24 protein-coding genes are annotated in these 25,715 nt (G+C 75.1%); 19 read left to right on the forward strand and 5 right to left on the reverse strand.

The window, feature by feature from the left end:
* The first annotated feature begins 111 nt into the window (after nucleotides 1-111).
* The 7 genes from ACFWA9_RS20960 (at nucleotide 112) to ACFWA9_RS20990 (ending at nucleotide 9,314) form a co-directional block, all read left to right on the forward strand.
* On the forward strand, nucleotides 112-621 hold the full coding sequence (locus ACFWA9_RS20960) for a GNAT family N-acetyltransferase (protein WP_380388823.1): 510 nt from the start codon (nucleotides 112-114) through the stop codon (nucleotides 619-621).
* Between the two features lie 173 nt (nucleotides 622-794).
* Nucleotides 795-2,294: an FAD-dependent oxidoreductase gene (locus ACFWA9_RS20965; RefSeq protein ID WP_380388825.1), complete on the forward strand. Its 1,500-nt coding sequence runs from the start codon at nucleotides 795-797 to the stop codon at nucleotides 2,292-2,294.
* Nucleotides 2,295-2,432: 138 nt separating this feature from the next.
* Entirely contained in the window at nucleotides 2,433-2,819 is a 387-nt protein-coding gene (locus ACFWA9_RS20970; RefSeq protein WP_380388827.1) for a GDSL-type esterase/lipase family protein, read from the forward strand.
* A gap of 60 nt (nucleotides 2,820-2,879) precedes the next feature.
* Entirely contained in the window at nucleotides 2,880-5,129 is a 2,250-nt protein-coding gene (locus tag ACFWA9_RS20975; protein WP_352286630.1) for a protein kinase, read from the forward strand.
* A gap of 2 nt (nucleotides 5,130-5,131) precedes the next feature.
* Nucleotides 5,132-7,507: a PQQ-binding-like beta-propeller repeat protein gene (locus ACFWA9_RS20980; protein ID WP_380388829.1), complete on the forward strand. Its 2,376-nt coding sequence runs from the start codon at nucleotides 5,132-5,134 to the stop codon at nucleotides 7,505-7,507.
* 152 nt (nucleotides 7,508-7,659) lie between these two features.
* The gene (locus ACFWA9_RS20985) at nucleotides 7,660-7,974 is read left to right on the forward strand and encodes a hypothetical protein (RefSeq protein ID WP_329485450.1); all 315 of its coding nucleotides are present in this window, start codon (nucleotides 7,660-7,662) and stop codon (nucleotides 7,972-7,974) included.
* Nucleotides 7,975-8,144: 170 nt separating this feature from the next.
* Nucleotides 8,145-9,314 (forward strand): acyl-CoA dehydrogenase family protein, encoded by a 1,170-nt coding sequence (locus ACFWA9_RS20990; RefSeq protein ID WP_329485452.1) that lies wholly within the window; start codon nucleotides 8,145-8,147, stop codon nucleotides 9,312-9,314.
* Nucleotides 9,315-9,608: 294 nt separating this feature from the next.
* Here the strand turns inward: ACFWA9_RS20990 and ACFWA9_RS20995 are convergent, their stop codons facing one another.
* The gene (locus tag ACFWA9_RS20995; RefSeq protein ID WP_380388832.1) at nucleotides 9,609-10,481 is read right to left on the reverse strand and encodes a serine hydrolase; all 873 of its coding nucleotides are present in this window, start codon (nucleotides 10,479-10,481) and stop codon (nucleotides 9,609-9,611) included.
* Between the two features lie 175 nt (nucleotides 10,482-10,656).
* Here ACFWA9_RS20995 and ACFWA9_RS21000 point away from each other — a divergent pair, with 175 nt between their 5' ends.
* Complete coding sequence (locus tag ACFWA9_RS21000) at nucleotides 10,657-11,517, forward strand: NAD(+)/NADH kinase (protein ID WP_352286620.1); 861 nt, start codon at nucleotides 10,657-10,659, stop codon at nucleotides 11,515-11,517.
* Between the two features lie 166 nt (nucleotides 11,518-11,683).
* On the opposite strand, the gene ACFWA9_RS21005 is transcribed toward ACFWA9_RS21000, so the two are convergent.
* From ACFWA9_RS21005 to ACFWA9_RS21015, 3 genes are all read right to left on the reverse strand, one after another.
* On the reverse strand, nucleotides 11,684-13,087 hold the full coding sequence (locus ACFWA9_RS21005; RefSeq protein ID WP_380388834.1) for an amidohydrolase family protein: 1,404 nt from the start codon (nucleotides 13,085-13,087) through the stop codon (nucleotides 11,684-11,686).
* 240 nt (nucleotides 13,088-13,327) lie between these two features.
* Entirely contained in the window at nucleotides 13,328-14,188 is an 861-nt protein-coding gene (locus tag ACFWA9_RS21010; RefSeq protein ID WP_380388836.1) for a helix-turn-helix transcriptional regulator, read from the reverse strand.
* A gap of 391 nt (nucleotides 14,189-14,579) precedes the next feature.
* A complete protein-coding gene (locus ACFWA9_RS21015; protein WP_380388838.1) occupies nucleotides 14,580-15,563 on the reverse strand; it encodes an aldo/keto reductase in 984 nt (327 codons plus the stop codon).
* Between the two features lie 482 nt (nucleotides 15,564-16,045).
* Here ACFWA9_RS21015 and ACFWA9_RS21020 point away from each other — a divergent pair, with 482 nt between their 5' ends.
* A complete protein-coding gene (locus ACFWA9_RS21020) occupies nucleotides 16,046-18,133 on the forward strand; it encodes a HelD family protein (protein ID WP_380388840.1) in 2,088 nt (695 codons plus the stop codon).
* A 153-nt stretch (nucleotides 18,134-18,286) separates the two neighbouring features.
* On the opposite strand, the gene def is transcribed toward ACFWA9_RS21020, so the two are convergent.
* Nucleotides 18,287-18,949: a peptide deformylase gene (gene def, locus ACFWA9_RS21025; protein WP_380388842.1), complete on the reverse strand. Its 663-nt coding sequence runs from the start codon at nucleotides 18,947-18,949 to the stop codon at nucleotides 18,287-18,289.
* A gap of 80 nt (nucleotides 18,950-19,029) precedes the next feature.
* Here def and ACFWA9_RS21030 point away from each other — a divergent pair, with 80 nt between their 5' ends.
* The 10 genes from ACFWA9_RS21030 (at nucleotide 19,030) to ACFWA9_RS21075 (ending at nucleotide 25,660) form a co-directional block, all read left to right on the forward strand.
* Nucleotides 19,030-19,611, forward strand: a complete 582-nt coding sequence (locus ACFWA9_RS21030) for a helix-turn-helix domain-containing protein (RefSeq protein WP_380388844.1) — start codon at nucleotides 19,030-19,032, stop codon at nucleotides 19,609-19,611.
* 110 nt (nucleotides 19,612-19,721) lie between these two features.
* On the forward strand, nucleotides 19,722-20,018 hold the full coding sequence (locus ACFWA9_RS21035) for a hypothetical protein (protein WP_380388846.1): 297 nt from the start codon (nucleotides 19,722-19,724) through the stop codon (nucleotides 20,016-20,018).
* Nucleotides 20,019-20,173: 155 nt separating this feature from the next.
* On the forward strand, nucleotides 20,174-20,791 hold the full coding sequence (locus ACFWA9_RS21040) for a TetR/AcrR family transcriptional regulator (RefSeq protein WP_380388848.1): 618 nt from the start codon (nucleotides 20,174-20,176) through the stop codon (nucleotides 20,789-20,791).
* Complete coding sequence (locus tag ACFWA9_RS21045; protein ID WP_380388850.1) at nucleotides 20,788-21,699, forward strand: SDR family oxidoreductase; 912 nt, start codon at nucleotides 20,788-20,790, stop codon at nucleotides 21,697-21,699. Before ACFWA9_RS21040 ends, ACFWA9_RS21045 begins: the two co-directional genes overlap by 4 nt.
* Before the next feature lie 310 nt (nucleotides 21,700-22,009).
* Nucleotides 22,010-22,414 carry a DoxX-like family protein gene (locus ACFWA9_RS21050; RefSeq protein ID WP_352286598.1) on the forward strand — a complete coding sequence of 135 codons (405 nt, stop codon included), beginning with the start codon at nucleotides 22,010-22,012 and terminating at the stop codon, nucleotides 22,412-22,414.
* Nucleotides 22,411-23,322 carry a DUF3419 family protein gene (locus ACFWA9_RS21055; protein ID WP_380388852.1) on the forward strand — a complete coding sequence of 304 codons (912 nt, stop codon included), beginning with the start codon at nucleotides 22,411-22,413 and terminating at the stop codon, nucleotides 23,320-23,322. Before ACFWA9_RS21050 ends, ACFWA9_RS21055 begins: the two co-directional genes overlap by 4 nt.
* A gap of 139 nt (nucleotides 23,323-23,461) precedes the next feature.
* On the forward strand, nucleotides 23,462-24,241 hold the full coding sequence (locus tag ACFWA9_RS21060) for a DUF2071 domain-containing protein (protein WP_380388854.1): 780 nt from the start codon (nucleotides 23,462-23,464) through the stop codon (nucleotides 24,239-24,241).
* The gene (locus ACFWA9_RS21065; protein ID WP_380388856.1) at nucleotides 24,238-25,017 is read left to right on the forward strand and encodes a class I SAM-dependent methyltransferase; all 780 of its coding nucleotides are present in this window, start codon (nucleotides 24,238-24,240) and stop codon (nucleotides 25,015-25,017) included. The genes ACFWA9_RS21060 and ACFWA9_RS21065 overlap by 4 nt, the downstream gene beginning before the upstream one ends.
* A complete protein-coding gene (locus tag ACFWA9_RS21070; protein WP_380388858.1) occupies nucleotides 25,014-25,436 on the forward strand; it encodes a hypothetical protein in 423 nt (140 codons plus the stop codon). The genes ACFWA9_RS21065 and ACFWA9_RS21070 overlap by 4 nt, the downstream gene beginning before the upstream one ends.
* A gap of 5 nt (nucleotides 25,437-25,441) precedes the next feature.
* Complete coding sequence (locus tag ACFWA9_RS21075) at nucleotides 25,442-25,660, forward strand: FCD domain-containing protein (RefSeq protein ID WP_380388860.1); 219 nt, start codon at nucleotides 25,442-25,444, stop codon at nucleotides 25,658-25,660.
* Nucleotides 25,661-25,715 lie beyond the last annotated feature (55 nt).

Consider the following 25,715-nt stretch of genomic DNA (forward strand, 5'->3'; position numbering starts at 1 on the left):
GAGGCCTACGGTGCTTACCGCGGCCCCCGGTTCGGGCCCCGGGCCCCGGGCGGCCCGTGGTGCTCGCGCCCTCCGGTGCGGGAGCGGCGCCCGGCCCGGTAGCGTGCCGGGATGGGAAAGATCGTCACGTATCTGGAGATGACCGGTCGCGAGGAGCTGACGCCGGGTCGGGCGGTGCCCGGGATGGAGCTCCGGCGCGAGGAGGGCTTGTCGGCGCTGGTGCGTTCGGTCCAGGCCCGGGTCGGGGCCGCGTACGGCTGGCGCAGTTCCAGCCGGACCGACCAGCAGTGGACGGAGCTGGCGCGGGCGCATCCGCACCGCCAGTACTGGCTGGTCGAACTGTCGGGCACGACGGCCGGGATAGCCGCCCTGGAGCCCCAGGCCGGCGGGGAGGTGGAGATCGTCACCTTCGGGCTCCTGCCGGAGTACGTCGGGCAGGGGCTCGGCGGCCACGCGCTCACCCTCGCCCTGCGGCAGGCCTGGGCGACCGAGCCGTTCGAGGCGGAGTCGGTCCGCAGGGTGTGGCTGCACACCGATTCGAACGACCACCCGACCGCGCTGGGCAACTACCTGCGCCGGGGTTTGCGCGTCCACCGCACCGAGACCGTCGAGGGCGCCTGACCGGGGCGGCCCCCTCCGGCCGGTCGTGCTGCCGGCGCACCGCCTGGATCGCTCCCGTGCAGGCTTGCTGTCAGCGGCCTGTGATGCCGTGTCAGTGAGCTGTGTGCGATCCATCAGTGGCCCGGTGGAACCTCGGAGTGCCTGAAGGGTTCAGGCTTCGGAGGGGAGTTCCCGTGCATGACGTGGTAATCGTGGGCGCCGGCCCGGTCGGTCTGTTCCTCGCCTGTGAGCTCGGCCTCGCGGGCTGTTCGGTCCTGGTTCTCGAACGGGAGGCCGAGCCCGGCTCCCCCTGGCGGGCGGCGCCGCTCGGGAGCCGGGGCCTCAACACCGCGTCGGCCGAGGCGTTCCACCGCCGGGGGCTGCTGGACCGGCTGCGGAAGGCCGCCGGTCTCGACGACGCTCCCGAGTCGGCCCGGCCGCGCCTGGGCGGCCACTTCGGCGGAATGATGCTCGACCCGGCCAGGATCGACGTCGCCGCCCTGCCGTTCCGGCTTCCCGGCTCGGCCACGGAGAGCATGATGGCGTCCCTCGACGTGGTCGAGGGACTGCTGTCCGAGCGGGCCGCCGCACTCGGCGTGGAGATCAGGCGCGGCGTCACGGTCTCGGCGGTCACCCAGGACGACGAGGGCGTGGTGGCCCGGGCGGGCGAGGACGCGTACCCGGCGCGCTGGCTCGTCGGCTGCGACGGCGGACGCAGTGCCGTACGCCGGCTCACGGGCTTCGACTTCGTCGGCACCGGGCCGCAGCTCACCGGCTACTCGATGCGCGCCACCCTGGCCGATCCCGAGGAGCTGGCTTTCGGCTTCAACCTCACACCGACGGGCCTGTACGTCCGGATGCCCGGCAAGGGCCACCTCGCCATGATGGACTTCGACGGCGGCGCGTTCGACCGCTCGCAGACGCCCACCCGCGAGCACCTCCAGTCGGTGCTGCGCCGGGTCTCCGGGACGGACGTGACGCTGGGCGGGGTCGACCTGGTGTCGACCTTCACCGACCGGGCGATGCAGACGACGACCTACCGGCAGGGGCGCGTCCTGCTCGCGGGCGACGCCGCGCACATCCACTCCCCGCTGGGCGGCCAGGGGCTCAACACCGGCATCGGCGACGCCGTGAACCTGGGCTGGAAGCTCGCGGCGACCGTGCACGGGCACGCGCCGGACGGACTCCTCGACAGCTACACCCGGGAGCGCCACCCGGTCGGCGCCGCGGTGCTCGACTGGACGCGCGCCCAGGTGGCGACCATGCGGCCGGACCCGCACGGGCGGGCGATCCAGGCGGTGGTGCGCGAGCTGATCGGCACCCGTGACGGAGCGACCTTCGTGTTCGAGCGGATATCGGGCGCCTGGGTCCGCTACGACCTCGGCGACGAGAACCCGCTGGTCGGCCGCAGCGCCCCGGACTTCCTCCTCAGGGACGGGCCCCGCCTCGGCGAGCTGCTGCGGGACGGCCGGGGCGTCCTGCTCGACTTCACGGCCGACCGGCACCTGCGCGAGGTGGCCGGGGACCGGGAGAGCCGGATCCGGTACGCGGCCGGGCCGGCCGCGAACGACCTCGGGTTCGGCGCCGTACTCGTCCGGCCCGACGGCACCGTCGCCTGGGCAGACGGCCACGACCCCGACCGCAAGTCGCTCGCCTCCGCCGCCGACCGGTGGTTCGGCGCCCCGGCGTCCTGACCCGGTCCCGGCTCCTCCCCTCCTCTCCCTTGCTCTCCCCTCCTCTCCCCTCCTCACCCCTCCTCTCCCCTCCTCTCCCCTCCTCACCCCTCCTCTCCCCTCCTCTCCCCTGCTCGACCGAGTTCCAGGAGCACGCCCATGACGATCAGCCTCCGCCCCGGGAGCACGGTGATGTTCACCGGCGATTCGATCACCGACTGCGGGCGGCCGGCGACCGAGCACGGCCTCGGCTCCGGCTACCCGCTGCGGATCGCGGGCGAGTGGGGGCTGCGGCACCCCGAGCGGGCCGTGACCTGGCTGAACTCCGCGGTCCCGGGCGACAAGGTGCGGGACCTCGAAGCCCGTTGGCAGGCGGACGTGCTCGACGCGCGCCCGGACGTGGTGTCGGTCCTCGTCGGCATCAACGACGTCGGCTGGCACACGATCGCCCCGGAGGGGCACGTGATCCCCGTGGAGGACTTCGCGGCCGGCTACGGCCGCCTGCTGAGCAGCTGGCCGGACCGGGTTCCCGCGGGAAACCGGTGATCGCCTGTCATGACCCCACCGTTCCCCCTAGCCTGTGAGGGCTCACGGGAGGGGGACACGTTGGAGCGACTCGGGGCCGGGGACCCACGTCAGGCCGGGCCGTACACGCTCATGGGGCGGCTCGGGGCCGGCGGCATGGGCGCGGTGTATCTGGGGCGGTCGGCCGGCGGGCGGACCGTCGCGGTCAAGGTGGTGCGGCCGGAGCTGGCCGGGGACGGGTCCTTCCGGGCGCGCTTCCGGCAGGAGGTCGCGGCGGCCCGGCAGGTCTCCGGGGCGTTCACCGCCCCGGTGGTGGACGCCGACACCGAGGCCGCCACGCCCTGGATGGCGACCGCGTTCGTGGTCGGCGTCCCGCTCCAGGACGCGGTGGCCCGGCACGGCCCGCTGCCCGGGGTGACCGTGCGGACGCTGGCCGCCGGGCTGGCGGAGGCGCTGACCGAGGTGCACCGGGCCGGGCTGATCCACCGTGACCTGAAGCCCGGCAACGTGCTGCTGGCACTGGACGGGCCGCACGTCATCGACTTCGGGATCTCCCGGGCGGCCGACGGCACCGGGCTGACCACGACCGGCGCGGTCATCGGGTCGGCGCCGTACATGTCGCCGGAACAGGCGCTGGGCGAGCCGCTCACCCCGGCGAGCGACGTGTTCGCGCTGGGCTCGACGGTCGCCTACGCCGCACTCGGCACCCGGCTGTTCGGCGACGGCGCCGGGGCGGCGGTGCTGTTCCGGGTGGTGAACACCGACCCGGACCTGAGCGGCCTGCCGGACGGGATCCGGCACCTGGTCGCCGGGTGCCTCGCCAAGAACCCGAACCACCGCCCGACACCGCGCCAACTGGTCGAGCTGGTGGAGCGGATCGGCCGCCCGGACCCGGCCGACGGCTGGCTCCCGCCGGCCGTCGCGACGGACGTGATCGCCGCACGCGGTGTGCTGACCGCCCTGCCCCTCCCGGACCCGGGCCCGCCCGGCGCTCCCCCCGCGGCGCCGCCGCTGCCCGCCGACCCGGGCCCCGGGGGCCGGCCGCCCGAGGACGCGGTGCCCGCCCGCCGCCCGAGCCGCCGGACGGTGCTGTTCGGCGTCGGCGGCGGCGTGCTCGCGGCGGCGGGGGCCGCCACCACGATCGCGCTGCTGAACGACCGGGGCGGCCGCGGCGCCACGGCCGGCAGCACGGCCGGCAGCACGCCGTCCGCCCCCGTCCGCCCCTCGGGCGCCGACGTGCCCGAGATCGGGCCGAGCTGGCAGGCGACCCAGCCGAACCCCTGTCCCCAGGTGCTCTCCGCGGACGGCGTGGTGGTCGGCGTCTCCATCCTGAACATCTGGGGGGTGGACGACACCGGCCGCACCAGGTGGACGGTGGACGGCGCCACCGTGGGCGGCGCCTTCGCGATCGACCCGACCACCCCGCGGTCCGTCGCCGGGCTTGACGGCGACCGGCTCTACGCCTTCGGAGGGTCACCCACGGCGCCCGAGCTCCTGGCGTTCACCCTGGCCGAGGGCAGACTCGACTGGCGGCTGCCGCAGGGCCGGAAGAACGCGGCGGGCGTCCTCTCCTTCGCCGGGATCCGGGCCGGCAAGGCCTACTGGCTCGGCTTGGGCGACGGCAACGACCACGGTGACCTCGTCCCGGCCGGCACCCACGTCTGGGCGGTGGACCTCGCCACCCGGCAGAGCCTCTGGTTCCACGGCGAGGACACCATGCTGCTCCAGTCGACGGTGCCGACGGACGACCGGATCGTGGTCTCCGACCTCGACCAGCTGAAGGCCCTGGACGCGAAGGGCGGGACCGTCTGGGAACGCAGGCTCGCCGCGTTCGGCCTCGGAACCGCCGGGAGGTACGTACTCGCCCCGGACAAGGACGGCACGCTGACCGCCCTGGACCCGGACACCGGCGGCCCGGCGTGGACGGCGAGCGGCGTCGTCGGCGCCTCGAAGCTCGGTGACGGCTTCGCCACCAGCGAGGACGGCCGCCTGCTCTACCTCCTCTGGCGGGACGGGGACGGCGGCTGCTCGATCGGCACCGTGGACCCGGCGAACGGCCGCCCCGGCTGGCGGACCCCGCTGCCGCCCGACTCCCCCGACGCCCCCTTCCTCGGGGCCCGCCTGCTCCGCGCCGACGGCAACCTCTACCGGATGGGCGCCGACGCCGTGCTGTGGGCGCTCGACCCGGCCGACGGCAAGGCCCGCTGGAAGTACTCCGGGCTCAAGGGCCGGGACGCCACGAAGCTGGCCTGGAGCGCCGGCGCCGGACGGCTCTGCGTCTCCGACACGACGACCCGGACGATCACCTCGCTGCCCGCGAAAGGGGCCTGAGCATGCGCCGGCTGGAACCCGCCGACCCCACCCGGATCGGCCCGTACGCCCTGCTCGGCAGGCTGGGCGCCGGGGGCATGGGGGTGGTCTACCTCGGCCGGTCGGCGGGCGGCCGGACCGTCGCGGTCAAGGTGGTCCGGCCCGAACTGGCCGCCGACCCGGGGTTCCGCGCCCGCTTCCGGGCCGAGGTGAACGCGGCCCGGGCGGCCTCCTCCGCGTTCACCGCCCCGGTCGTGGACGCCGACACCGACGCGCCCGTGCCCTGGATGGCGACCGCCTTCGTGCCCGGGATCGCGCTGGACGAGGCGGTCCGGCTGGTCGGCGCGTTCCCCGAGCACGTGCTGCGCATCCTGGCGGCCGGGATCGCCGAGGAACTGAGGAACATCCACGCCGCCGGGCTGACCCACCGGGACCTCAAGCCGAGCAACGTGCTGCTGGCGCTGGACGGGCCGCACGTCATCGACTTCGGCATCGCCCGGGCGGCCGACGGCACCGCACTGACCGCCGAGGGCACCGTCCTCGGCTCGGCCGCCTTCATGTCGCCGGAACAGGCGAGCGGCGAGCGGGCGGGCCCGCCGAGCGACGTGTTCTCGCTCGGCTCGACGCTGGCCTACGCCGGTACCGGCGGGACCGCGCCGTTCGGCGGCGGGCATCCGCTGCAGGTCCTGTACCAGGTGGTGCACGAGGAGCCGGACCTCGCGGCGGTGCCCGCCGGAGTTCGGTTGCTGGTCGCCGCCTGCCTGGCCAAGGCCCCGGGCGACCGGCCGACGCCGCAGCAGCTCGCCGCCTCCCAGGGCGCGGGACCGCTGACCCCGGGGACGTGGCTGCACCCCGCGCTGGTCGCGGCGATCGAGGAGGCGGCGGCCGTGCTGGCCCCGTCGTCCGCCGCGGCGGCCCTGCCGCCGTCCGGGCTGTCGCCCCTGCCGCCGCTGCCGCCCGGGCAGCCGGCGGCGGGCCCGGACTCGCCGCCGACCGCGCGGCAGACGGTGCGGCTCGGACCGGTCGACGTCCGGCCCCGCCCCGGTCGCCGCAAGCTGCTGCTCGGCCTGGCCGGCGGGGTCGTGGTGGCCGCGGCCGGCGGCGGCACGGTGTTCCTCACCGGCGGCGGCGCGCCCGAGAAGCCGAAGACCCCCGGTGCCGGTGGCCCGCCGGCGACGGCGCCGGCCGCCGACCCGACCGACTACTCGCGCTCGCTGGACACGGACGTGGTGGCCACCCCGCTCTGGACGGTTCCGCTGGTCGAACCGGTGATCGCGCTGACCGGCAGCGGCGATACCGTCGTGGCCGCCGGGATGACGGGCGTGTGGGCGGTCGACCGCGCCGGGCAGACCCGCTGGGGGCCGTTGACCAACTACACCTCGCCGTCCGGCGCCGGCCTCGGCGACCGCCCGGTGGCTGTCGACGCCACCATGGCCTACCTGATGGGCTACGGCGGCCCCGGCAACCTGACGTACGCCCTCAAGGCCGTCGACCTCGCGACCGGCGCCGCCGCCTGGACCCTCTCCCCGCCGGACCTGCACGTCTCGCCGTCCGCCTCGGTGGTCGGCCTCCTCGACGGCCTCGTCTACGTCGCCGGCGAGGCGAAGGGCACCTTCCACCTGGCCGACCCGACCGCCCCGGTCACCTACGCGGCGGCCTTCGTCTGGGCGGTGGAGCCGGCCACGGGCCGGCTCCGGTGGCAACTGGTGCGCCCGCACGACGTCCTGGAGAACTCCAGGCTCTCCGTCCCGTCCGCCGGGACCCGCCTGCTGTTCGAGACCTACGCGATGGACCTCACCACCTACCGGAGGACCGGGAAGCTGGAGGCGCTCGACACCGGCAACGGCGGAAAGAGCCTCTGGGAGCAGCTGGCCCCCGGCAGTGGCGCCCTCGTGCCCGGGCTGCCTTACTTCGCCGACGGCCCGCACACCTCGGCCGGCGGCTACTTCCTCCACCTCGCCGACCGGCTGTACGCGGTCGACCCGGCGGACGGCAAGGTGGTGTGGCAGTCGGCCGGGGAGTGGAACTTCCGGGGCGCCGTGGCGAGCCCCGACGGCACCACCGTCTTCGCCGTGGGATCGCACTACGCGAAGGGAGTCGTGGTCGTCCAGTCCTTCGACGCCCGGACCGGCGCCGTCCACTGGTCGGGCTCGCTGCCGAGCGCGCCGCTCCTCGACATGGCGGCGCACTACGCGGACGGCACCGTCTACATCTGGGTCCACGGCAAGGTCTGGGCCCTGGACCCGGCCACCGGCACGCCCCGCTGGACCTTCGGGTTCCACCCCAACGGCGGTTCGACGACCCCCGTGCCGTACTGGGCGGGCGGCGGGCGGATCTACGGCCCGACCGACAAGGGCCTGGCGGCGATCGCCGCCGACGGCAAGGCGGCCCACGGCTGAACCCGCCCGGGCCGGGAGCCGGGCGAGGCGGGGAACCCGGTCGGGGCGAGGAACCGGCCGGGCAGCGGAACCGGCCGGGCCGGGTGCCGCGTCGAAGCGAACGAGGGCGCGCCGGTTCGGCGGCAGCGCCGGGACGGGGGTCCGCACCGGTCATGGGATTCGTCATCCTGCTGCTCGTACTCGCCGGCGGGGCGGGCCTGATCCTGTCCGGCGTCAGCAAGCTGAACACCGCCGTACCCACCTGCTACGGCAAACCGATGGTGCCGGGCGACGTCTGCCACCCCAAGGTCACCGGCTCGTTCTCCGAGGGCATGCCCGAGCCCCACGACGCCACCTACCAGGAGCAGTTGAACAGCCTGACCAGCGGCGGCTGGACGTCCATCGGGCTCGGCGCGGTGCTGATGGTGCTCGCCGTGGTGATCGGCCTCGCCTGGGCCGCCGCCGCGGGCCGCGCCCAGGAGCCGTGAGGCGGCCCGCCGGCATCCGCGCCTCCCGCACGTCGACCGCGGCCGGGCCGGTGCCGTACGGGGTCACCCGTCCGCCGGGCTGCGTTTGGAGGGCGATCAAGGGGTAGGCGGGGCATGGTGGCGGCACCGATGTCGCCGCCCCTGTCGTCACCGAGCCGAGGAGCACACCCATGACCGACGACGTACTGGTCGAGGACCTGTACCGGTTCGAGGACCTGCTGGTCCCCGAGGAGGCCGAGGTGCTGCGGCGGGTCCGTGACTTCCTGCGGCAGGAGGTCGCCCCGCACGCCAACGAGTGGTGGGGCCGGGCCGCGTTCCCGCACCACCTGATCCCCCGCTACGCCGAGCTGGGCATCTGCGGCCTCGCCTACCGGGAGAATCCCGCCAGCAGCCTGCTGAACGGCTTCATCGCCCTGGAGATGGCCAGGGTGGACGCCTCCCTGTCGACCTTCTACGGGGTCCACGCCGGGCTGGCGATGGGCAGCATCGCCCGCTGCGGCTCGCCGGAGCAGCGCGAGCGCTGGCTCCCGGCGATGACCCGGATGGAGCAGATCGGCGCCTTCGCGCTGACCGAGCCGCAGGGCGGCTCCGACGTCGCCGCCGGGCTGCGCACCACAGCCCGGCGCGAGGGCGACACCTGGGTGCTCAACGGCGCCAAGCGCTGGATCGGCAACGCGACCTTCGCGGACCTGGTGGTCGTCTGGGCCAAGGACGAGGAGAGCGGCCACGTCCTGGGCTTCGTGGTGCACGGTGACAACCCCGGCTTCACCGCCACCAGGATCGAGAACAAGATGGCCCTGCGCACCGTGGAGAACGCGGACGTGGTGCTCACCGAGTGCCTGGTCCCCGAAGCGGACCGGCTGCAGCGGGCGGAGGGCTTCCGCGACACCGCCGACGTGCTGCGGCACACCCGGAGCGGGGTGGCCTGGGAGGCGGTCGGGGTGATGCTGGGCGCCTACCGGATCGCCCTGGACTACACCCGTGAGCGCGAGCAGTTCGGCGGCCCGATCGCCCGCTTCCAGCTCGTCCAGGACCTGCTGGTGCGGATGCTCGGCAACGCCACCGCCTGCCTGGGCATGGTGGTGCGGCTGGCGCAGCTGGAGGACGCCGGCACGTTCCGGGACGAGCACTCCGCGCTGGCCAAGGCGTACTGCACCAGCCGGATGCGGGAGACCGTCGGCTGGGGCCGCGAGCTGCTGGCGGGCAACGGCATCGTGCTGGACTACAGCATCGCCCGCTTCGTCGCCGACGCCGAGGCGCTCTACTCCTACGAGGGCACCCGGGAGATCAACACCCTGATCGTCGGCCGCGCCGCGACGGGCATCGGCGCCTTCGTCTGACACCCGCCCAGGGCCCCCGGGCGCTGCCGGGTGCCTATCCCCCGGACCGATCTGCCGAAACGATCGGAGCCTTCGTGGTGGACGTCTTCATCCTCGGTATCACGGGCAAGGTCGGCGCCCTGCTCACGCGGGAGCGGCTCGCCGGGGGCGACACCGTCCGTGGCCTCGTACGCCGCGAGGAACAGCGGGCGGAGCTCGCCGAGCCGGGTGTCCACGCGCTGGTCGGACACCTCGCCGAACTGTCCGTGCCGGAGGCGGCTCCGGCCGGGGAGCCCGGGTGGCGGCGGCGGTCGGTCACCGGCTCGCCGCCCCCTGCCGGGCGGCGTGGACGACCTGCGCGACCGCCTGGACGGTGTCGATCCCGTACTCCTCACTGGGGTTGTCCCGGGTGAGGATCGCGATGCGGTACGGCTCGCCCGGGTCCGTGAAGATCCCGAGGCTGTGCACGTGCCAGGCGTGGCGCTCGCGCGGCGCCCAGCCGTTCTTCACGTGGACGGTGGTGCCGTCGGGGGCGCCGAGCGGGGCGCCCCAGGCCTGGTCCTCCTCGACCTGGTTCATCAGGTCCAGGCCGAACGCGCGGTGCTCCGGGGTGAGCACCGGGCCCGGTGCGGCGAAGACGGCGAGCTGCTTCATCTCGTCACCGGCGGTGATCTGGGTGCGCCCCCACCGGTCGCCCTCCGCGAGGACGGTGTCCGCCATGCCGGAGAGGCGCAGGAACTCCGCCAGCCGCCCCCGCCCCAGGTCCCGCCAGAGGGCGGTGGCCGCGTCGTTGTCCGACTGGACGATCATCGGCCGCAGGTTGTCCTCCTCGAACGGCGTCAGCGCGCGCCCTTCGTCCTGGGCGCGGCGCAGCACCGCACCCATGATCGTCACCTTGATGACACTGGCCGAGTCGAACCGCTCGCGGGCCCGGACCGCGCAGGACAGCCCGGTGCCCGGGTCCTCGACCGCGACGGCGACGGTGCTGTGACGCTCCGACACCACGCGGGTGATCGCCCTGGTCAGCTCCTCGGCGGGCCGGGAGTGGGCCGCCGAGGAGCAGCGGCCGGACTCCGGGCCTGCGGGGCCGGTGACGGCCGGTGCGGGTTCCGAGGCCACGAACAGCAGGGTCGCGGCGGTGATCAGCCTGGTCGTGGCGCGGCTGCCGGCGGGGAGCGGAAGGGTCATCGCCCGATCATCGCGGACGGGACGGGCGCCCGGCCGATGACGCACCGTGGCCGCCCGGGGCGGTGTGCGGGGCGGCGTGCCGGGGGCGCCGGCCCGGGTCCCGGTGACGTCGCCCCCGGTCCGGGTGGATGCTGGGAGGAGCGAGGCGGGCCGATCGGGATCGAGGAGGTCCGGGATGGGATTCATCGGCACGGTGGGGCTGGTGCTCCACCCCGAACGGACCAGCGCACCCACCGTGGCCACCGTGGTCCGCTGGAGCCGGGCGCGGGACGCCAAGGTCCTCGGGCTGACGGCGGAGGTGGCCCGGATCGGGTGCGACGCCGTGGCGGTCGGGGCCGAGGAGATGGCCGCCACCGCCGATCTGCTGATCAGCCTGGGCGGGGACGGCACGATGCTGCGCGCGATGCGGCTGGTCGCCGGGGGCCGGGTCCCGGTGCTGGGCGTCAACGTCGGGCGGCTGGGCTTCCTCGCCGAGGTCGACATCCCGGAGCTGCCGGACGCCCTCGACGCGATCGACGATCTGCGGTTCACCGTGGAGTCCCGGTCCGGTGTCCAGGCCACGTTCGGTGACTCCCGGGAGACGGCGCTCAACGACGTGGTGCTGCTGCGCAGCCCCGGGCACCGGTCGGCGGCCGTGGCGGTCCGGGTCCAGGGGCAGCCCTTCGTGTCGTACACCGCCGACGCCGTCGTCGTGGCCACGCCGACCGGCTCCACGGCTTACAGCTTCTCCGCCGGCGGGCCGATCGTCTCCCCCAACGCCGAGGGCCTGCTGGTGACGCCGGTGGCCCCGCACGCGGCGTTCAACCGGTCCGTGTTCCTCTCCAGCGGGGAGCGGCTCGCCCTGGAGGTCCTGCCGCACAGCGGGGACCTCGCCATCGAGGCCGACGGCCTGCTGGTCGGCCGCGTCCGGCCGGGCGACGTCGTCGAGGTGACGATGCTCCCCGCCGCCTCGCGGGTCGTCCGGCTCGGCCGCACCACCTTCTACCAGCGCGCCCAGCGCAAGCTCCGGCTCACCGGCTCGGCGGAACCCGCCTGAGGAAGGCCCTCCCCCGAGGAAGGGCTCTCTCCGACGGTGGCCGGCCGGTGCGCTGCTCGGGTCGGCCGGAGGCGGTCGTCGTCGCCCGAGCCGCTCGTCGGCGGCCGGTGAGGGGGCGGCCCCGGCGATGTCACCGCAGTACCGGCGGTGTGGTCACGCCCCGGACTCAGCTCGCGGCCGGGGCGCTCAGCACGTGGGCGCGGGAGGCGTGGACGTCGGCGCGCAGGGCGGTCAGGTCGACGTCGAGGACGTGTCCGTTCCACTTGCGGGGCTCACCGTCGATCAGGACCGCGGCGATGTTGCGGGCGTCGGAGCCGAGGACGAGCGTGCCGATCGGGTCGTTGAGCGGCATGTTGTTGAGGTCCTCGGCCCGGACCACCAGCAGGTCGGCCTTCTTGCCGGGGGTGAGGGAGCCGGTGACGGCGGCGAGGCCGTTGGTGCGGGCGCCCTGGAGGGTGGCGAAGTCCAGCACGTCGTGGGTGGTGATCCGGGAGGGCTGCCGGTCGGTGCCGTGGGCGGCGTTGACGGCGCGCATTCGCTGGATGGCGTGCAGGGTCCGCATCTGGGTGAACATGTCGCTGGCCAGGGCGACTTCGACGTCGATGCTCAGGCCGGGGCGGACGCCGGCGGCGAGGGCCTCGTCCACGGCGGGGATCGCGGTCTCCAGGCCGATCTGGGCGTCGGAGGTGGGGGCGAGCGCCACGGTGGTGCCGGTCTCCCCGATGGCCTTCCAGGCGTCGGAGGTAAGCCCGGTGGCGTGGATCAGGGTGACGTCGGGGCCGAGGATGCCGTGCTCCGCCCAGCGGAGCACCGCCTCGGAGGACGCCGTGCCGAAGACGGCGTCCACGCTCACGCCGATGCCCAGGTCCTGGGCGACGCGGGCGAGTTCGGGACCGTAGGCGAGCGCGGGGCCGGCGATCTCCTCGGTGGCCAGGGCTGCCAGGCGCAGGGTGAGCAGTTGGTCGTCGCTGCCGAAGTAGCGGTCCCTGAGCCGGGTGAGGTCGCCGGGCCACTGCTGGTCCCAGGTGCCGAAGTGCGGGCCCATGGAGGCGTGCACGCCGCGGATGCCGGTGTCGAGGAGGGCCTGGACGGCGGCGTCGGAGTGGTCGCCGGTACGGGAGTTGTGGGAGAAGTCGAGCATGGTGGTGATGCCGCTGTCGATCGCGGTCAGGGCGGCCAGCCTGGTCCCGGTGTACATGTCCTCGGGCCGGTAGACGGTGGCGTAACCGGCCAGGGTCGCGGTGACGTAGCTGCCCAGGTCGTCGACGTCCGGCATGATCCGGCGCAACTGGGCCTCCCAGGCGTGGCGGTGGGTGTCGACGAAACCGGGGCAGAGGATCGTGCCGGTGGCGTCGACGACCACGGCGTCGACCGCGCTCAGGCCGGGCCCGACGGCGGCGACGGTGTCGCCCTCGACGAGCAGGTCGCCCCGGTCGAGGACGCCGAGCGCCGGGTCCATGGTGACGACGGTGGCGCCGGTGAACAGGATCCGCCGCCGGTCGGCGGGCAGGCTCCGGATCCGGGCGAGGGCGGCGATTTCGGCGGTGGGGCGGGCATGGGGGACGTGCACGGGGTTCCCTTCCGGCGGTGGGTGCGGCGACTGCCGCGGAGCCAGACTGCCGCTCCGCCGTGGCCGGAACCAGGCCGCGCCGTCCCCGGGTGCCGGGCACCCACCCGCCGCGGCGCGCGCCGGTGTCGACCCGCGCCGACGGATACGGAACACCCGGCCCGCCTCGATGAAGGCGGGCCGGGTTGCGGGTGTGGCGGGACGACGCGCGGGGTCGGGGGCGTGGCGAGAGGGCGTGCCGGGTCAGCCGGTGCTGAGCGCGCGGGCTGGTGCCGCCCACGTCGCCGGGGTGAGCCCGGCCCGGGCGCGGAGTGCGGCCAGGGCGGCGGCAGCGGTGGGTTCGGCCTGGTAGACGACCAGTTGCTGGTGCGGTGCGCCGTTGACGGTGAAGGCGGAGAACTCGATCTCCAGGGCGCCCGCCTCGGGGTGCGCGAGCCGCTTCGACTGCTGGGTCTTGGCCCGCACGTCGTGCCGGGCCCACAGCTCGCCGAACTCCGGGCTCCGCGCGCGCAGGGTGGCGACGACTTCGGCGATCCGCGGCGAGTCGGGGTGGTGTCCGTGGGCGGCGCGGAGCTCGGCGACGCAGGAGTGCGCGGAGCGCGCCCAGTCCCGGTAGAAGGAGCGGCCGGCGGGGTCGAGGAAGGCCATCCGGGCCAGGTTGTCGAACCTCTGGAACCCGCTGTGCAGGGCGCCGGCGAGGCGGTTGTGCGCCAGGACGTCCAGGGCGGGCCCCAGGACGAAGGCGGGGGTGTCGGGCCAGCTGTCGAGCAGTCGCCGCAGCTGGGGGTCGACGCGTTCGTGCCCGTCGGGCGCGCCCCGGCGTTCCTGGGGTGCCCGGACGAGTCGGCGCAGGTGGTCGAGCGCCTCGCCGTCGAGGTGGAGGGCGGCCGCGACGGCGTCGACGACCTGGGGCGAGGGATTGGTCTCGCGCCCCTGCTCCAGGCGCGTGTAGTAGTCGGCGCTCACGCCCGCCAGCATCGCGACCTCCTCGCGGCGCAGCCCCGGGACCCGACGGCGGCCGTGCTCCGGCAGGCCCACGCCCTGCGGCCGGAGGGCTTCGCGCCGTGCTCGGAGGTACTCGCCCAAGGAACTGCTGTCGCTCATGACCCGACCCGGTGGAGGAGGAAGGCCGGCCCCGTGGGTGCGGTACGGGAGGCCCGGGCGTCCCGCACCGCACCCACGGGGCCGATCCGACGCGGATCGGATCGCCGGGCCGCGGTCCGCGGTGCCCGGCGGCACGAGGTCATTCCTACCCGGTCGGCGGCCGGTGAGCCTGGCCCTGCCGCACCCAGGCAACCCCGCCCCCGGTCCCGGACGTCCCGGTCGCCGGCCGGCCCGTCGTCGCCGCCTTTCTGGCGCACGGCTCGCCGGTGCCGTCGCGGCCCGGCTCGGCGACGACACCGTGACCAAGGCGGACCTGGTCGACGCCGCGGTGGCCGCCGCACCCTCCTGGTGGCGCTGACACCCCCGGAGCGCGGGCTCCGTCGGCCGGCGGTCAGCCGTTGAGCGTCTTCATGTACTCCGGCGGGTAGCGGTCGCCGGTGACCGCGCCGTGGGGTGCGACCGCCTCGATCGCGGCGATGTCCTCGGGGGTGAGGGCCACCTCGGTCGCGGCGACGTTCTCCTCCAGGTAGCTGCGGCGCTTGGTGCCGGGGATGGCGACGGCGCCCTGGTGCCGGACCCAGGCGAGTGCCAGCTGGGAGGGCGTCACGCCCTTGGCGGCGGCGATCCGGCGGACCTCGCGCACGACCTCCAGGTTGCGGTCGAAGTTCTTCCCCTGGAAGCGCGGATCCGTCCGGCGCCAGTCGTCCGCGGCGAAGTCGTCGGGGCTGCTGATCGCGCCGGAGAGGAAGCCGCGGCCCAGCGGGGAGTAGGCGACCAGACCGATGCCCAGCTCCCGCAGCGTCTCCCGCACGCCGTCGTGCTCGATGCCGCGCTCGAAGAGCGAGTACTCGGTCTGCACGGCGGTGAGCGGGTGGACGGCATGGGCACGCCGGATGGTCCGCGCGGACGCCTCGCAGACGCCGATGTAGCGGATCTTGCCGGCGGCCACCAGCTCGGCCAGCGCGCCGACGGTCTCCTCGATCGGCACCCCGGGGTCGATGCGGTGCAGGTAGTACAGGTCGACGTAGTCCGTGCCCAGGTGCCGCAGTGACCGGTCGAGCGCCCGCCGCACGTACTCCGGGTGGCCGTTGAGCCCGGACGCCCGCCCGTCGTCCGCGAGCTCCACCCCGGTCTTGGTGGCCACCACCGCGTCCGCCCGGCGCCCGTGCAGCGCTTTGGCCAGCAGCTGCTCGTTGCGGAACGGTCCGTAGCTCTCGGCGGTGTCCAGCAGGGTGACGCCGAGCTCCAGCGCACGGTCGATGGTCGCCAGGGACTCGGTCTCGTCGGTGGCGCCGTAGAAGGCGCTCATCCCCATGCAGCCGAGACCCTGTACGCCTACGGTCAGGCCCTGGCTGCCCAGTGCTCGGTCTTCCATGATCTTCCCCTTACGTGACCGGTGACCAGTGACCGGTGACCGGTGGGCCCGGTGCGGGCCGGCGGCAGGTAGTTGACACCCGTACGTTACGCGCGCACCGGCCGTGACGCCCTCGGACGCCTCGTCGCCGGAACCCTGGTGGTCGCCCCGAACGCCGACGGCCGGCTGGAGGTCTTCGCCCCCCCTTCACCGGCGGCAGCATCCGGCACATCCGGCAGGTCACCGCCGGCTCGACCGCCTGGTCGGACTGGCAGTCACTCGGCAGTCCTTGACCGGCCGAACCAAGCCCTGACCGGTCGAACCGGCCGACCACGCGACCGGGCGCCGGGGGTCGGCGGTATCCGGCCCCCGGAACGGCAGGCCGGCCCGGTGGTGTGCACCAGAGGTCATATTCCACCCGGTTCGGTCAATATTTACTTTCCCGGATTCCCTCTGCATAGTGGCGCCTCGAAACAGTGGTGGATCGAGCCGAGAGGGCTTTCTTGTCTCAGATCAACGAGGTTGCCGCCCGTGAGGTGGAGCTTGAGCGGGTTCACGTCTCCGCCTTGGGCGACCTGTTCGACCAGCGGCTGGCCGGGGTGCGGGAGCAGCTGGCGCGCGTCCTCGCGGCGCCGTCCGACGGCGCGGGCGAGGTGTACGAGAGGGACTTGGCGGCCGGACAACTGGCGCGCGAGGTCCGACGGTTGGAGGGGGCCGAGGACGGGCTGGCCTTCGGCCGGATCGACCTGGCGGACGGGACCGTCCTGCGGATCGGGCGGCTGGGGCTGCAACGGGACTCCGACGAGCTGCCGGTACTGGTGGACTGGCGGGCCGAGGCCGCACGGCCGTTCTACGAGGCGACGCCGGTGCACCCGATGGGGCTGCGGCGACGGCGCCATCTGCGGCTGACGGGCCGGACGGTGGTGGGGGTGAGCGACGAACTGCTCGACGGCTCCGCACCGACCGAGCAGGACGTGGTCGGTGACGGTCCGTTGGCGGCGGCGCTCCAGGCCAGGCGGACCGGCCGGATGGGGGCGGCGGTCGCCACGCTCCAGGTCGAGCAGGACGCGATCGTCCGGTCGCCGCACCGCGGGGTGACGGTGGTGCAGGGCGGTCCGGGCACCGGGAAGACGGTGGTGGCGCTGCACCGGGCCGCGTACGTGCTGTACGCGTTCCCGAGGGCGGCCGAGCGCGGTGTGCTCGTGCTGGGACCGAACGCGCGGTTCCTCGACTACATCTCCCAGGTCCTGCCCTCGCTCGGCGAGAACGACGTCGTCCTGGCGACGTGCGAGGAACTGGCCGGCGTCGCACCGGGCGCGGCGGACCCCTTCGAGGTGGCGCGCCTCAAGGGGAGTTCCGTACTCGCCGACGCGCTGGCCGCCGTGGTCCGGTCCCGGCAGGCCCCGGGCGGCGACTTCGAGGTCCGGGTCGGCCGGGAGTGGATCCGGCTCCCGGAGGCGGAGGTCGTCCGGGCCCGGGAGTCGGCGCGGAGCAACGCTCTCGCGCACAACCCGGCGCGCCGGCTGTTCAAGGAGCTGCTGGTCGACGCCCTCGTCGACGAACTGGCCCGCAGCGGCGCCGAGGTGCTGGAGGAGATCGACGCCCAGGTCGCCGAGCTGACCGGACTCGACCTCGACCGGGCCGCCGCGGCGGACCTGCGCCGCCTCGGTCTCGACGACGCGCCGGCCACCGGGGCCGACGAGTTCGACGCCGACGCCGTCCGCGCCGACCTGCTGGACGACGCCTCGCTCGACCGGGCCGTCGAAGACCTGTGGCCCCGGCTCACGCCGGGCCAGGTGGTCCACACCCTGCTGGCGGAGGGCGACGATCCGGCCGGGCACCTGCAGCGGTTCACGGACGCGCAGCGGGCCCTGCTGCGGCGAACGCCGGAGGCGCCCTGGACGGACGGCGACGTGCCGCTCCTCGACGAGGCGGCCGGCCTGGTCGACGGCCCGCCGGAGCAGACGTTCGGGCACGTCGTCGTCGACGAGGCGCAGGAACTCACCGCCATGCAGTGGCGGATGATCGTGCGCCGCTGCCCGGGCCGGTCGATGACCCTGGTCGGGGACTTCGCCCAGGCGGGCCCGGCGACGGTGGCCCGGGACTGGAAGGAGGCGCTCGGCCCGGACCTCGGACGGCGCTACGACCTGCGCACCCTGACCGTCAGCTACCGGACCACCCAGGAGATCCTCGCCGTCACCGAGGACCTGCTCGCCCGGATCGCCCCGGACCGCACACCGATCCGCTCGATCCGGCACGGCGAGGTGCCGCGCACCCTCGCCGCGGACCGCGCGTCGCTCGTCGCCGCCCTCCTGCGGGAGCTGCGCGAGCAAGGCGCCGCGCACCCCGGCGAGTTGATCGGGGTGATCTGCGCCGACGACCGGACGGCGCAGCTCGCGGCCGCGGGCGTCGAACGGCACGCCCGGCTGGTGCCGGCCTCACAGGCGCGCGGGCTGGAGTTCGACACCGCCGTCGTGTTCGACCCGGACGGCATCACCGCCGCCCGCCCCGGCGGCGAACGCGACCTGTACGTCGCCCTCACCCGCGCCACCAAGCGCCTGTGCACCCTCACCGCGGAGGCCACCGGCTGACACGGCCCGGCCCCGGCCGTCACCCGACGGCCGGGGCCCGCGACCGCACCCGTCAGACCACCCGTCAGACCACCCGACCGGGATCGTCGAGCCAGGCCGGGGCAGGTCCGAGCGGGGAGCACGGGCCCCCGGCGGTCCCTGCCGTCGGACCCATCAGCGGGCGAAGGTGGCGGCCCTGGCGGCGCGTTGGGCGAAGACGGACTCGCGGCGGTCCGCCGTCTGCCGGAGTGCGTCCTTGCGGTCCCGCTTCGACAGCCGGTCCAGGTACGTGTGGCCGTCGAGGTGGTCGCTCTCGTGCTGCAGGCACCGGGCGAAGTAGCCGGTCCCCTCGATGACGAGCGGCTTGCCGTCCTGGTCGAACCCGCGCACGACGGCGTGGTCGGTGCGGGGGACGGCCATGGCGGCACCGGGCACGGAGAGGCAGCCCTCCATGTCGTCGACCAGTCGGCGGTCGCCCGGCTCCGGCAGCTCCAGGACCGGGTTGAGGATGTGGCCGACGTGCCGGATCCCGTCGTCGTCCGGGCAGTCGTAGACGAAGAGCCGCAGGTCGACGTCGACCTGGTTGGCGGCCAGGCCGGCGCCTTCGGCCACGTGCATGGTGAGGAACATGTCGTCGATCAGTGCCGACAGTTCGGGCGTGCCGAACTCGGTGACCTCCCGGCACGGGCGGTGCAGGATCTCCTCGCCCGCCTCCGTGACCCGGCGGACCGAGCCGCGTTCCGCCTCGGGTGACAGCGCCGGGTAGGAGTCCACCGGTCTGCCCTGGACCCGGACCCGCCGGTCGACGGGACCGGGCCGCTCGTGACGAACGGACATGCTGTCTCCCCCACTCACGCTCTGGCCCACCTGCGATGGACCGCTTGCCAGTCACTTTGCAAAGTAGCAGACTTTGCAAAGTGACTGAAGAAGACGCCAACACCCCGCCCGGTCGGTCCCGGCAGGCCGAGGACCGGCTGCCCGCGCACGAGGTCCGCACGGCGCTGCTGGAGCTGCTCGCCGAAGTCGGCACCGTCACGGCGACCGAGGCGGCGGCGCGGCTGGGGCACAGCTCCGGGCTCTGCTCGTTCCACCTGCGGCAGCTCGCCCGGCACGGACTCATCGAGGAAGCGCCGCACACCGGGGGCCGCGCACGGCCCTGGCGTCTGCGGCAGGAGGCGCCGGAGGCCGGTGCTCCCTCGGCGGAGGAATTCGGCGACCTGGCCCGGGGGCTGGAGGACGAGAGCTGGCGACGATGGCTCGGCCAACGCGAGCTGGCGCCCGCCGCGTGGCGGCACGACGAGGCGTTCAGTGCCGTCGCCTACCTGACGCCCGAGGAGATGAGCGGGGTCGCGGCCGCGGTCCGGCAGGCGCTCGCCCCCTACCAGCACCGCGAACAGCGCCCCTTGGCCCGGCCCGAGGGCGCCCGGCCGGTGGCCCTCATCACCCGACTGTTCCCCCTGCTCCCCGATCAGCCGGGCGACCAGGGCCGGCGGGGCTGAGCGGCCGGCAGCCGCCGGGCTCGGCACACTCGGCCGGACCCCGGAAGCACCCGCCCTCCTCCGCGGTGCGTGGGGGCCGCGGTGCGGATCGCCGACCCCCGAGGAGAGCCGTGTCCACCACCCCGCAGCCGGCGCCGGACGGCACGCCGGAGGTGACCCCGGCCGCGAGCCGGGCCCGCTCGCGGCAGGTGCGCGACCACCTGAACCGCCACCGCTTCGAGCTGACCCGGGCGGCCGCGGCCGAGCACGCCGCCCGGCAGTTCGCGCCGGGCGGGCGGCTGCTGACGCGCGAGCACTGGATTCCCGAGGCGCCCGTACCCCTGGAGCGGGTGCGGCTCCGGTGGCAGGAGCCGACCCCGGCCACCCCCGTCGACGGCCGCGGCCCGGAGCCGGACGCCACCCCGTGACCGCGTGGCCTCATGACCCCCTGGCCGCGTGATCGAGGGGCCCGGTTCCGTGGGCGGTGAGACGGGCCGTCGCAGCGGCCCGAGGCCCCCGCTTGCCCTGCGGGCGATCGGGGGCTTTAATAAATGAACAGGCATTTACTAATGAGGGGGTAGCGATGGCCGGACGTCCCCGAGGCGTGGACGACGTGGTGATCCTGCGCGCGACGGCCGAGGTGATCGGCCGGGTGGGCCCCGCCGGGCTGACGCTGGCCGCCGTGGCCCGCGAGGTCGGGTTGGTGCCCGGCACCCTCGTGCAGCGGTTCGGCTCCAAGCGCGGCCTGCTGGTGGCGCTCGCCGAACAGTCCGTCAAGGACGCGGACGCGTTGCACGGCCGGGTGCGGGAGGCGCACCCATCGGTCCTCGGGGCGCTGGCCGCGCTGGTCGTCGAGTCGATGGCTCCGATGGCCACACCGGAGAGCTTCGCCAACCACCTGGCTTTCCTGTGCACGGATCTCACGGACCCGCAGCTCTACGAGCCCGCCCTGGCCACCCACCGGGCCCAGGAACGGGTGATCCGGGCACTGCTGGCGGAGGCCGTCGCCGCCGGCGAACTCCGGGCCGGGACGGACGTCGCGGCGGTGGCCGGGTCCGTCCAGGCGGTCACCGCCGGCGTGGGCCTCGTCTGGGCGCTCGACCGCCGGGGCACCCTCGCGCAGCGGCTGCGCCGGGAGCTCGACGCCCTCCTGGCCCCGCACCACCCACCCCGGCACCGCCACGACCTGGAGGAAGCATGACGAACGACACCCGGCCGCTGGCGGGGAAGGTGGCGCTGGTCGCCGGCGGGACCAGGGGCGGCGGGCGGGGCATCGCCGTCGAGCTCGGGGCGGCCGGCGCGACGGTGTACGCCACCGGCCGCAGCAGCACGGCCGGGCGCTCCGACCTGGACCGCCCGGAGACCGTCGAGGAGACCGCCGAGCGGATCACCGCCGCCGGCGGCGTCGGCATCCCCGTCCGCACCGACCACAGCCGCCCGGAGGAGGTCCGCGCCCTGGTCGACCGGATCGCGGCCGAACAGGACGGCCGACTCGACGTCCTGGTCAACTCCGTGTGGGGCGGGGACCAGCTGACGGACTGGACGCACCCGCTGTGGGAGCAGGACCTCGACACCGGCCTCCGGCTGCTGCGGCGGGCGGTGGAGACCCATGTGATCACCAGCCGCTTCGCGCTGCCGCTGATGGTCGCGCGCCGGAGCGGTCTGGTCGTGGAGGTCACCGACGGCAACACCGCCCGCTACCGCGGCTCGTTCTTCTACGACCTCGCGAAGTCCGCGGTGATCCGCCTCGCCGTCGCGCAGGCCGCCGAGCTGAAGGCGCACGACGTCGCGGCCGTCGCGATCACGCCGGGCTTCCTGCGCTCGGAGGCCGTGCTGGAGCACTTCGGGGTGACCGAGGCCAACTGGCGCGACGGCGTCGCCCAGGACCCGAACTTCGCCCACTCGGAAACCCCCGCCTACCTGGGGCGGGCGGTCGCCGCGCTGGCCGCCGACCCCGCCGTCATGGCCAAGACCGGCCGGGCGCTCGCCACCTGGGGCCTCTACCGCGAGTACGGGTTCACCGACGCCGACGGCACGCGACCGGACTTCGCCGCCCACTGGGCCGACTCCCTGGAGGCGGAGTTCGGGCCGCTGGGAGATCCGCTCTGACCGTCACTCCGACCGGCCCGCCGTCCCGACCGTGGGCGCCCGCTCCGACGGGCCCGCCCTCCGACCCGCCGCTGGGCGCCCGCTCGATCCGAGCGGGCGCCCTTCGGCGCCCCCGGGGCGGACACGGCGCCCGCGCGCCTGCCCGGCACATCGGCACACCCCCCCAGTTGAACATGTTCAAACCCGTGCGCCATGATGATCCCGAACGGGAGCCCCCGACCCCGACCGAGGGGTTCGGGCCACCCCGCCGTGCCCCGCCCTGCCCCGGCGCACCCGCGCTCGCCGGCAGCGGAAGAAAGGACCGTCCACCGTGCCGACTCCTTGGCAGACCCGGCTGACCGCCTCCGCCGTCGCCCTGATGTGGGGCTACGAGGGCCTCTGGTGCAAGATCTTCCCCGGCCGCGCCGACCAGCGCGCCATCGTGGAGGGCCTGCCGCTCCTGCCCGGGAGCGCCGTGACGCCCCTGCTGATCACCATCGGCCTGGCCGAGCTGGCCCTCGGCGCCTGGGTGCTCAGTGGACGCCGGGCCAGGCTCGCCGCGATCGTCCAGACCCTGCTGGTCGTCGGGTTCAACACCGGCGGCCTGCTGTTCGGCGCCGACCGCATCCCCGAACCGGGCCGCCTCGTCGTTCAGGACATCGCCTTCCTGGCCCTCGTCTGGACCCTCCCCGCCGCCCGGCGCGACCGCACCCGCCCGATCGCGGTCGCCGCATGAGCACCGCCACGCCCTGGACCGAAGGCCGACTGCTCAGCCTCCAGACCCGCCGCCCGCGCGTCCTGTTCGGCCGGATGTACGAGGACCCGGCCGTCGAACTCGGCGCGTTCCCGGCACCGGGCGCCCGCGTGCTCTGCATCGCCTCGGCCGGCGACACCGCCGCCGCACTGGCCGCCGCCGGGTACGAGGTCACCGCCATCGACCTCAACCCCGCCCAGCTCTCCTACGCCCGCGGCCGGCTCACCAGCGGCGCGCCCGCGGCCACCGGCTCCGCGGAACACCTGCTCGCCGCGGGCCGGGTGGCGGCCGCCGCCGTCCTCCCGGCCTGGCGACCCGCCGCCCTGGAACGCTTCCTGCGCCTGGACGACCCCGCCGCCCAGGCCCGCCACTGGCGCCACCGGCTCGACGGACCCGGCCTGCGTCTGCTGCTCGCCGCCGCCCTGCGCCCCGCCGGTACGCTCGCCGCCGCCGTGCGGCCCGCCTTCCGGGACGTCCTGCCCCACCGCTTCGACACCGCCCTGCGGGCCCGGCTGGCCCGCGGGGTCGCCCGCCACCCCAACGCCGGCAACCCCTACGCCTGGCGCCTGCTCCTCGGCCGTGAACTGCCCGGGTCGCCCGCCACCCCCGCCGAACCGGCCGCGGCCCCCGTCCGGCTGCTCGCCGGCGACGTCCTCGACCACCTCGAACGCTCCCCCGCCGGCCACTACGACGCCGTCACGCTCTCCAACGTCCTGGACGGCCCCGGCCCGGCCTTCGCCCGGCGCCTGCGCGCCGCCGTCCAGCACGCCGTGCGCCCCGGCGGAACCGCCGTCCTGCGCAGCATCCGCGAACCGGGCCCCGCCGGCCCGGGCGCCGCCGCCGAGGACCGCTCCCTGCTCTGGGGCGTCATCCGGGTGCTCCGGCTCTGAGGGCCAGCCGGCCCTGAGGACCACTCAGCTCCGACAACCACCCGGACCTGAAGGCCCACCGGCTCTGAAAGCCCCCGGCCCTCAAGGCCCCCGGTTCCGAAGACCACCCACCGCTTCGCGCCCACCACCGGAGTCGACCGTGCGACACCTGCTCCAACGCCACCCCTTCCCGATGCGCACCCACTTCGCGCACTCCCTCGTCCTCACCTACGCGCTCCCGCCGCACCTCCTCGCGCCCCTCGTGCCGCCCGGCCTCGCCCTCGACACCTACACCGACCCCACCGGCACCGAACACGGCTTCGTCGCCGCCGCCGTCGTCGACACCCGCGCACTGCGCCCGGCCGCCCTGCCCGCCCGCCTCGGCCGCGACTTCATCCTCACCGGCTACCGGATCTTCACCCGGTTCCCCACCCCGGGCGGGCGCACCATGCGCGGACTGCGGATCCTGCGCTCCGACACCGACAACCGGCTGATGGCCGCCGGCGGCAACCTCTTCTCCCGCTACCACTACCGCTCCGCCAGGATCGGCACCCGGGTACTCGGCGACACCCTGGAGTTCAAGGTGCTCAGCACCGACGGCCGCGCCGACCTGCATGTGCGCGCCGACCTCGCGAGCAGCCCCGCCCCCCTACCGCCCGGCAGTCCGTTCGCCGACGCCCGGGCCGCGCGCCGGTTCGCCGGACCGCTGCCCTACACCTTCGAGTACGAGCCGGAAACCCGCTCCATGATCGTCGTCAAGGCCACCCGCACCCAGTGGGACCCCGTCCCGGTGGCGGTCGAGGTCCCCCGGCTGACCTTCTTCGACCACGGCCCCTTCACCGGCAGCCGCCCCGTCCTCGCCAACGCCTTCCACGTCGCCGACGTCGACTACGGCTGGGAGGCCGGCCACCGCCGTGCCCTGGACGGAGCCCGCCGATGAACGCCCGGCCCGCCCGGCCCGCCGAGCCCGCGCGGCGCCCCTCGGGTGTCCGCGAGGTGATCCGCTACAACTGGCCGATGTACGCCGCCGGCGCCGTCACCGCCGCCACCGGCTGGGCGCTGGCCCGCCGCCTCCCCGCCCGGCCCGCCGCCCTCGCCCGCGCCGCCTCGGCCGGCGCCGCCGCGCTCCTCACCACCAGCACCCTGGCCACCTGGCACGTCTACGACCGCTCCGAACTCCACTCCTACGACTGGCTGTCCGAGCTGCTCCCCGACGGCCCGGGCGACCACCTGGTCGTCTGCACCGGACTCGACGAGGCCAGCCGCCCGGTCGCCGCCCGGTACCCCACCGCCCGCCAGCTCGTCGCCGACCTCTACGACCCGGCCCTGACCACCGAGGGCTCGATCCGGCGCGCCCGTCGCCACGCCCCGCCCGCCCCCGGCACCGTCTCCGCCCGCCCCGACGCCCTGCCCGCCGCCACCGGCTCCCTCGACACCGTGCTCACCGTCCTCGCCGCCCACGAACTGCGTCGGCCCGCCGACCGCGCGGCGCTGTTCACCGAGGCCGTCCGCACCCTGCGGCCCGGCGGTACCCTGCTGCTGGTGGAGCACCTGCGCGACCTCGCCAACACCGCCGCCTACGGCCCGGGCGCCTGGCACTTCCAGCCGCGCGCCACCTGGCTGCGGCACGCCGCCGAGGCCGGACTGCACCCGGCCGCCGAACGCCGGATCGCCACACTGATCACCGCCTTCGCCTTCCGGAGCCCCGCCGCATGACCGAACTGTTCACCCTGGAAGCCCAGTTGAGGCTGGTCGGCGCGGCCCTGGTCGGCATGGGCCTGTTCCACGCCGTCCTGCCACGCATCGTCCAGTGGCCGGCCGACCTGTCCGGCGCCAGCCTGCTGACCCGCCAGGTCTCCTACGTCCACCTCTTCTTCATCGCGCTGACCTGCGCGCTGCTCGGCCTGATGCCGCTCTGCCTGGCCCCCGACCTCCTCGGCGGCACCCGCCTGGGCACCGCCCTGCTGGCCGGGCAGACGCTCTTCTGGGGCCTGCGCTGGCTGTTCGAGTTCGCCGTCTTCTCCCCCAGGCTCTGGCGCGGCGACCCCCTGCGGACCGCCGCGCACATCGGCCTCTCGGTCCTCTGGACCTGGGTCGCCGCGGTCTTCGCGCTCGCCCTCTGGCGGGTCCTCTAGGGTCCGTGCCGAAGCCCCGGCGGGCGGTTCCCGCGCCGACGACCGCCCGGCGGAACCGCCTGTGGCGGGACCGTCGTCCGGTCCTCCACAACTGGAAGGCCGTCCTCGAGGAGCACGACACGATCATCGCCGCGCTGCGCAGCGGGGACCCGGAGGCGGCCGAGCGGGCCGCGCGGGCCCACATCGGCTCGCAGGCCGACCACGAGGTGGCCGAGGAGGACTGAACGGCCCCGGACGGACGGCGGTCCCGCCCTTCCGCCCCGCCGCGCTCGGCGGGGC

This window comes from Kitasatospora sp. NPDC059973 (assembly GCF_042737525.1).
Taxonomy (GTDB): Bacteria; Actinomycetota; Actinomycetes; order Streptomycetales; family Streptomycetaceae; genus Kitasatospora.

What these genes read in the sequence shown, in the direction of transcription:
- ACFWA9_RS20960 (WP_380388823.1), top strand. Translation starts at nt 112, where the DNA reads ATGGGAAAGATCGTCACGTATCTGGAGATGACCGGTCGCGAGGAGCTG.
- ACFWA9_RS20970 (WP_380388827.1), top strand. Translation starts at nt 2,433, where the DNA reads ATGACGATCAGCCTCCGCCCCGGGAGCACGGTGATGTTCACCGGCGAT.
- ACFWA9_RS20980 (WP_380388829.1), top strand. Translation starts at nt 5,132, where the DNA reads ATGCGCCGGCTGGAACCCGCCGACCCCACCCGGATCGGCCCGTACGCC.
- ACFWA9_RS20985 (WP_329485450.1), top strand. Translation starts at nt 7,660, where the DNA reads ATGGGATTCGTCATCCTGCTGCTCGTACTCGCCGGCGGGGCGGGCCTG.
- ACFWA9_RS20990 (WP_329485452.1), top strand. Translation starts at nt 8,145, where the DNA reads ATGACCGACGACGTACTGGTCGAGGACCTGTACCGGTTCGAGGACCTG.
- ACFWA9_RS20995 (WP_380388832.1), bottom strand. Translation starts at nt 10,481, where the DNA reads ATGACCCTTCCGCTCCCCGCCGGCAGCCGCGCCACGACCAGGCTGATC.
- ACFWA9_RS21000 (WP_352286620.1), top strand. Translation starts at nt 10,657, where the DNA reads ATGGGATTCATCGGCACGGTGGGGCTGGTGCTCCACCCCGAACGGACC.
- ACFWA9_RS21010 (WP_380388836.1), bottom strand. Translation starts at nt 14,188, where the DNA reads ATGAGCGACAGCAGTTCCTTGGGCGAGTACCTCCGAGCACGGCGCGAA.
- ACFWA9_RS21015 (WP_380388838.1), bottom strand. Translation starts at nt 15,563, where the DNA reads ATGGAAGACCGAGCACTGGGCAGCCAGGGCCTGACCGTAGGCGTACAG.
- def (WP_380388842.1), bottom strand. Translation starts at nt 18,949, where the DNA reads ATGTCCGTTCGTCACGAGCGGCCCGGTCCCGTCGACCGGCGGGTCCGG.
- ACFWA9_RS21040 (WP_380388848.1), top strand. Translation starts at nt 20,174, where the DNA reads ATGGCCGGACGTCCCCGAGGCGTGGACGACGTGGTGATCCTGCGCGCG.
- ACFWA9_RS21045 (WP_380388850.1), top strand. Translation starts at nt 20,788, where the DNA reads ATGACGAACGACACCCGGCCGCTGGCGGGGAAGGTGGCGCTGGTCGCC.
- ACFWA9_RS21055 (WP_380388852.1), top strand. Translation starts at nt 22,411, where the DNA reads ATGAGCACCGCCACGCCCTGGACCGAAGGCCGACTGCTCAGCCTCCAG.
- ACFWA9_RS21065 (WP_380388856.1), top strand. Translation starts at nt 24,238, where the DNA reads ATGAACGCCCGGCCCGCCCGGCCCGCCGAGCCCGCGCGGCGCCCCTCG.
- ACFWA9_RS21070 (WP_380388858.1), top strand. Translation starts at nt 25,014, where the DNA reads ATGACCGAACTGTTCACCCTGGAAGCCCAGTTGAGGCTGGTCGGCGCG.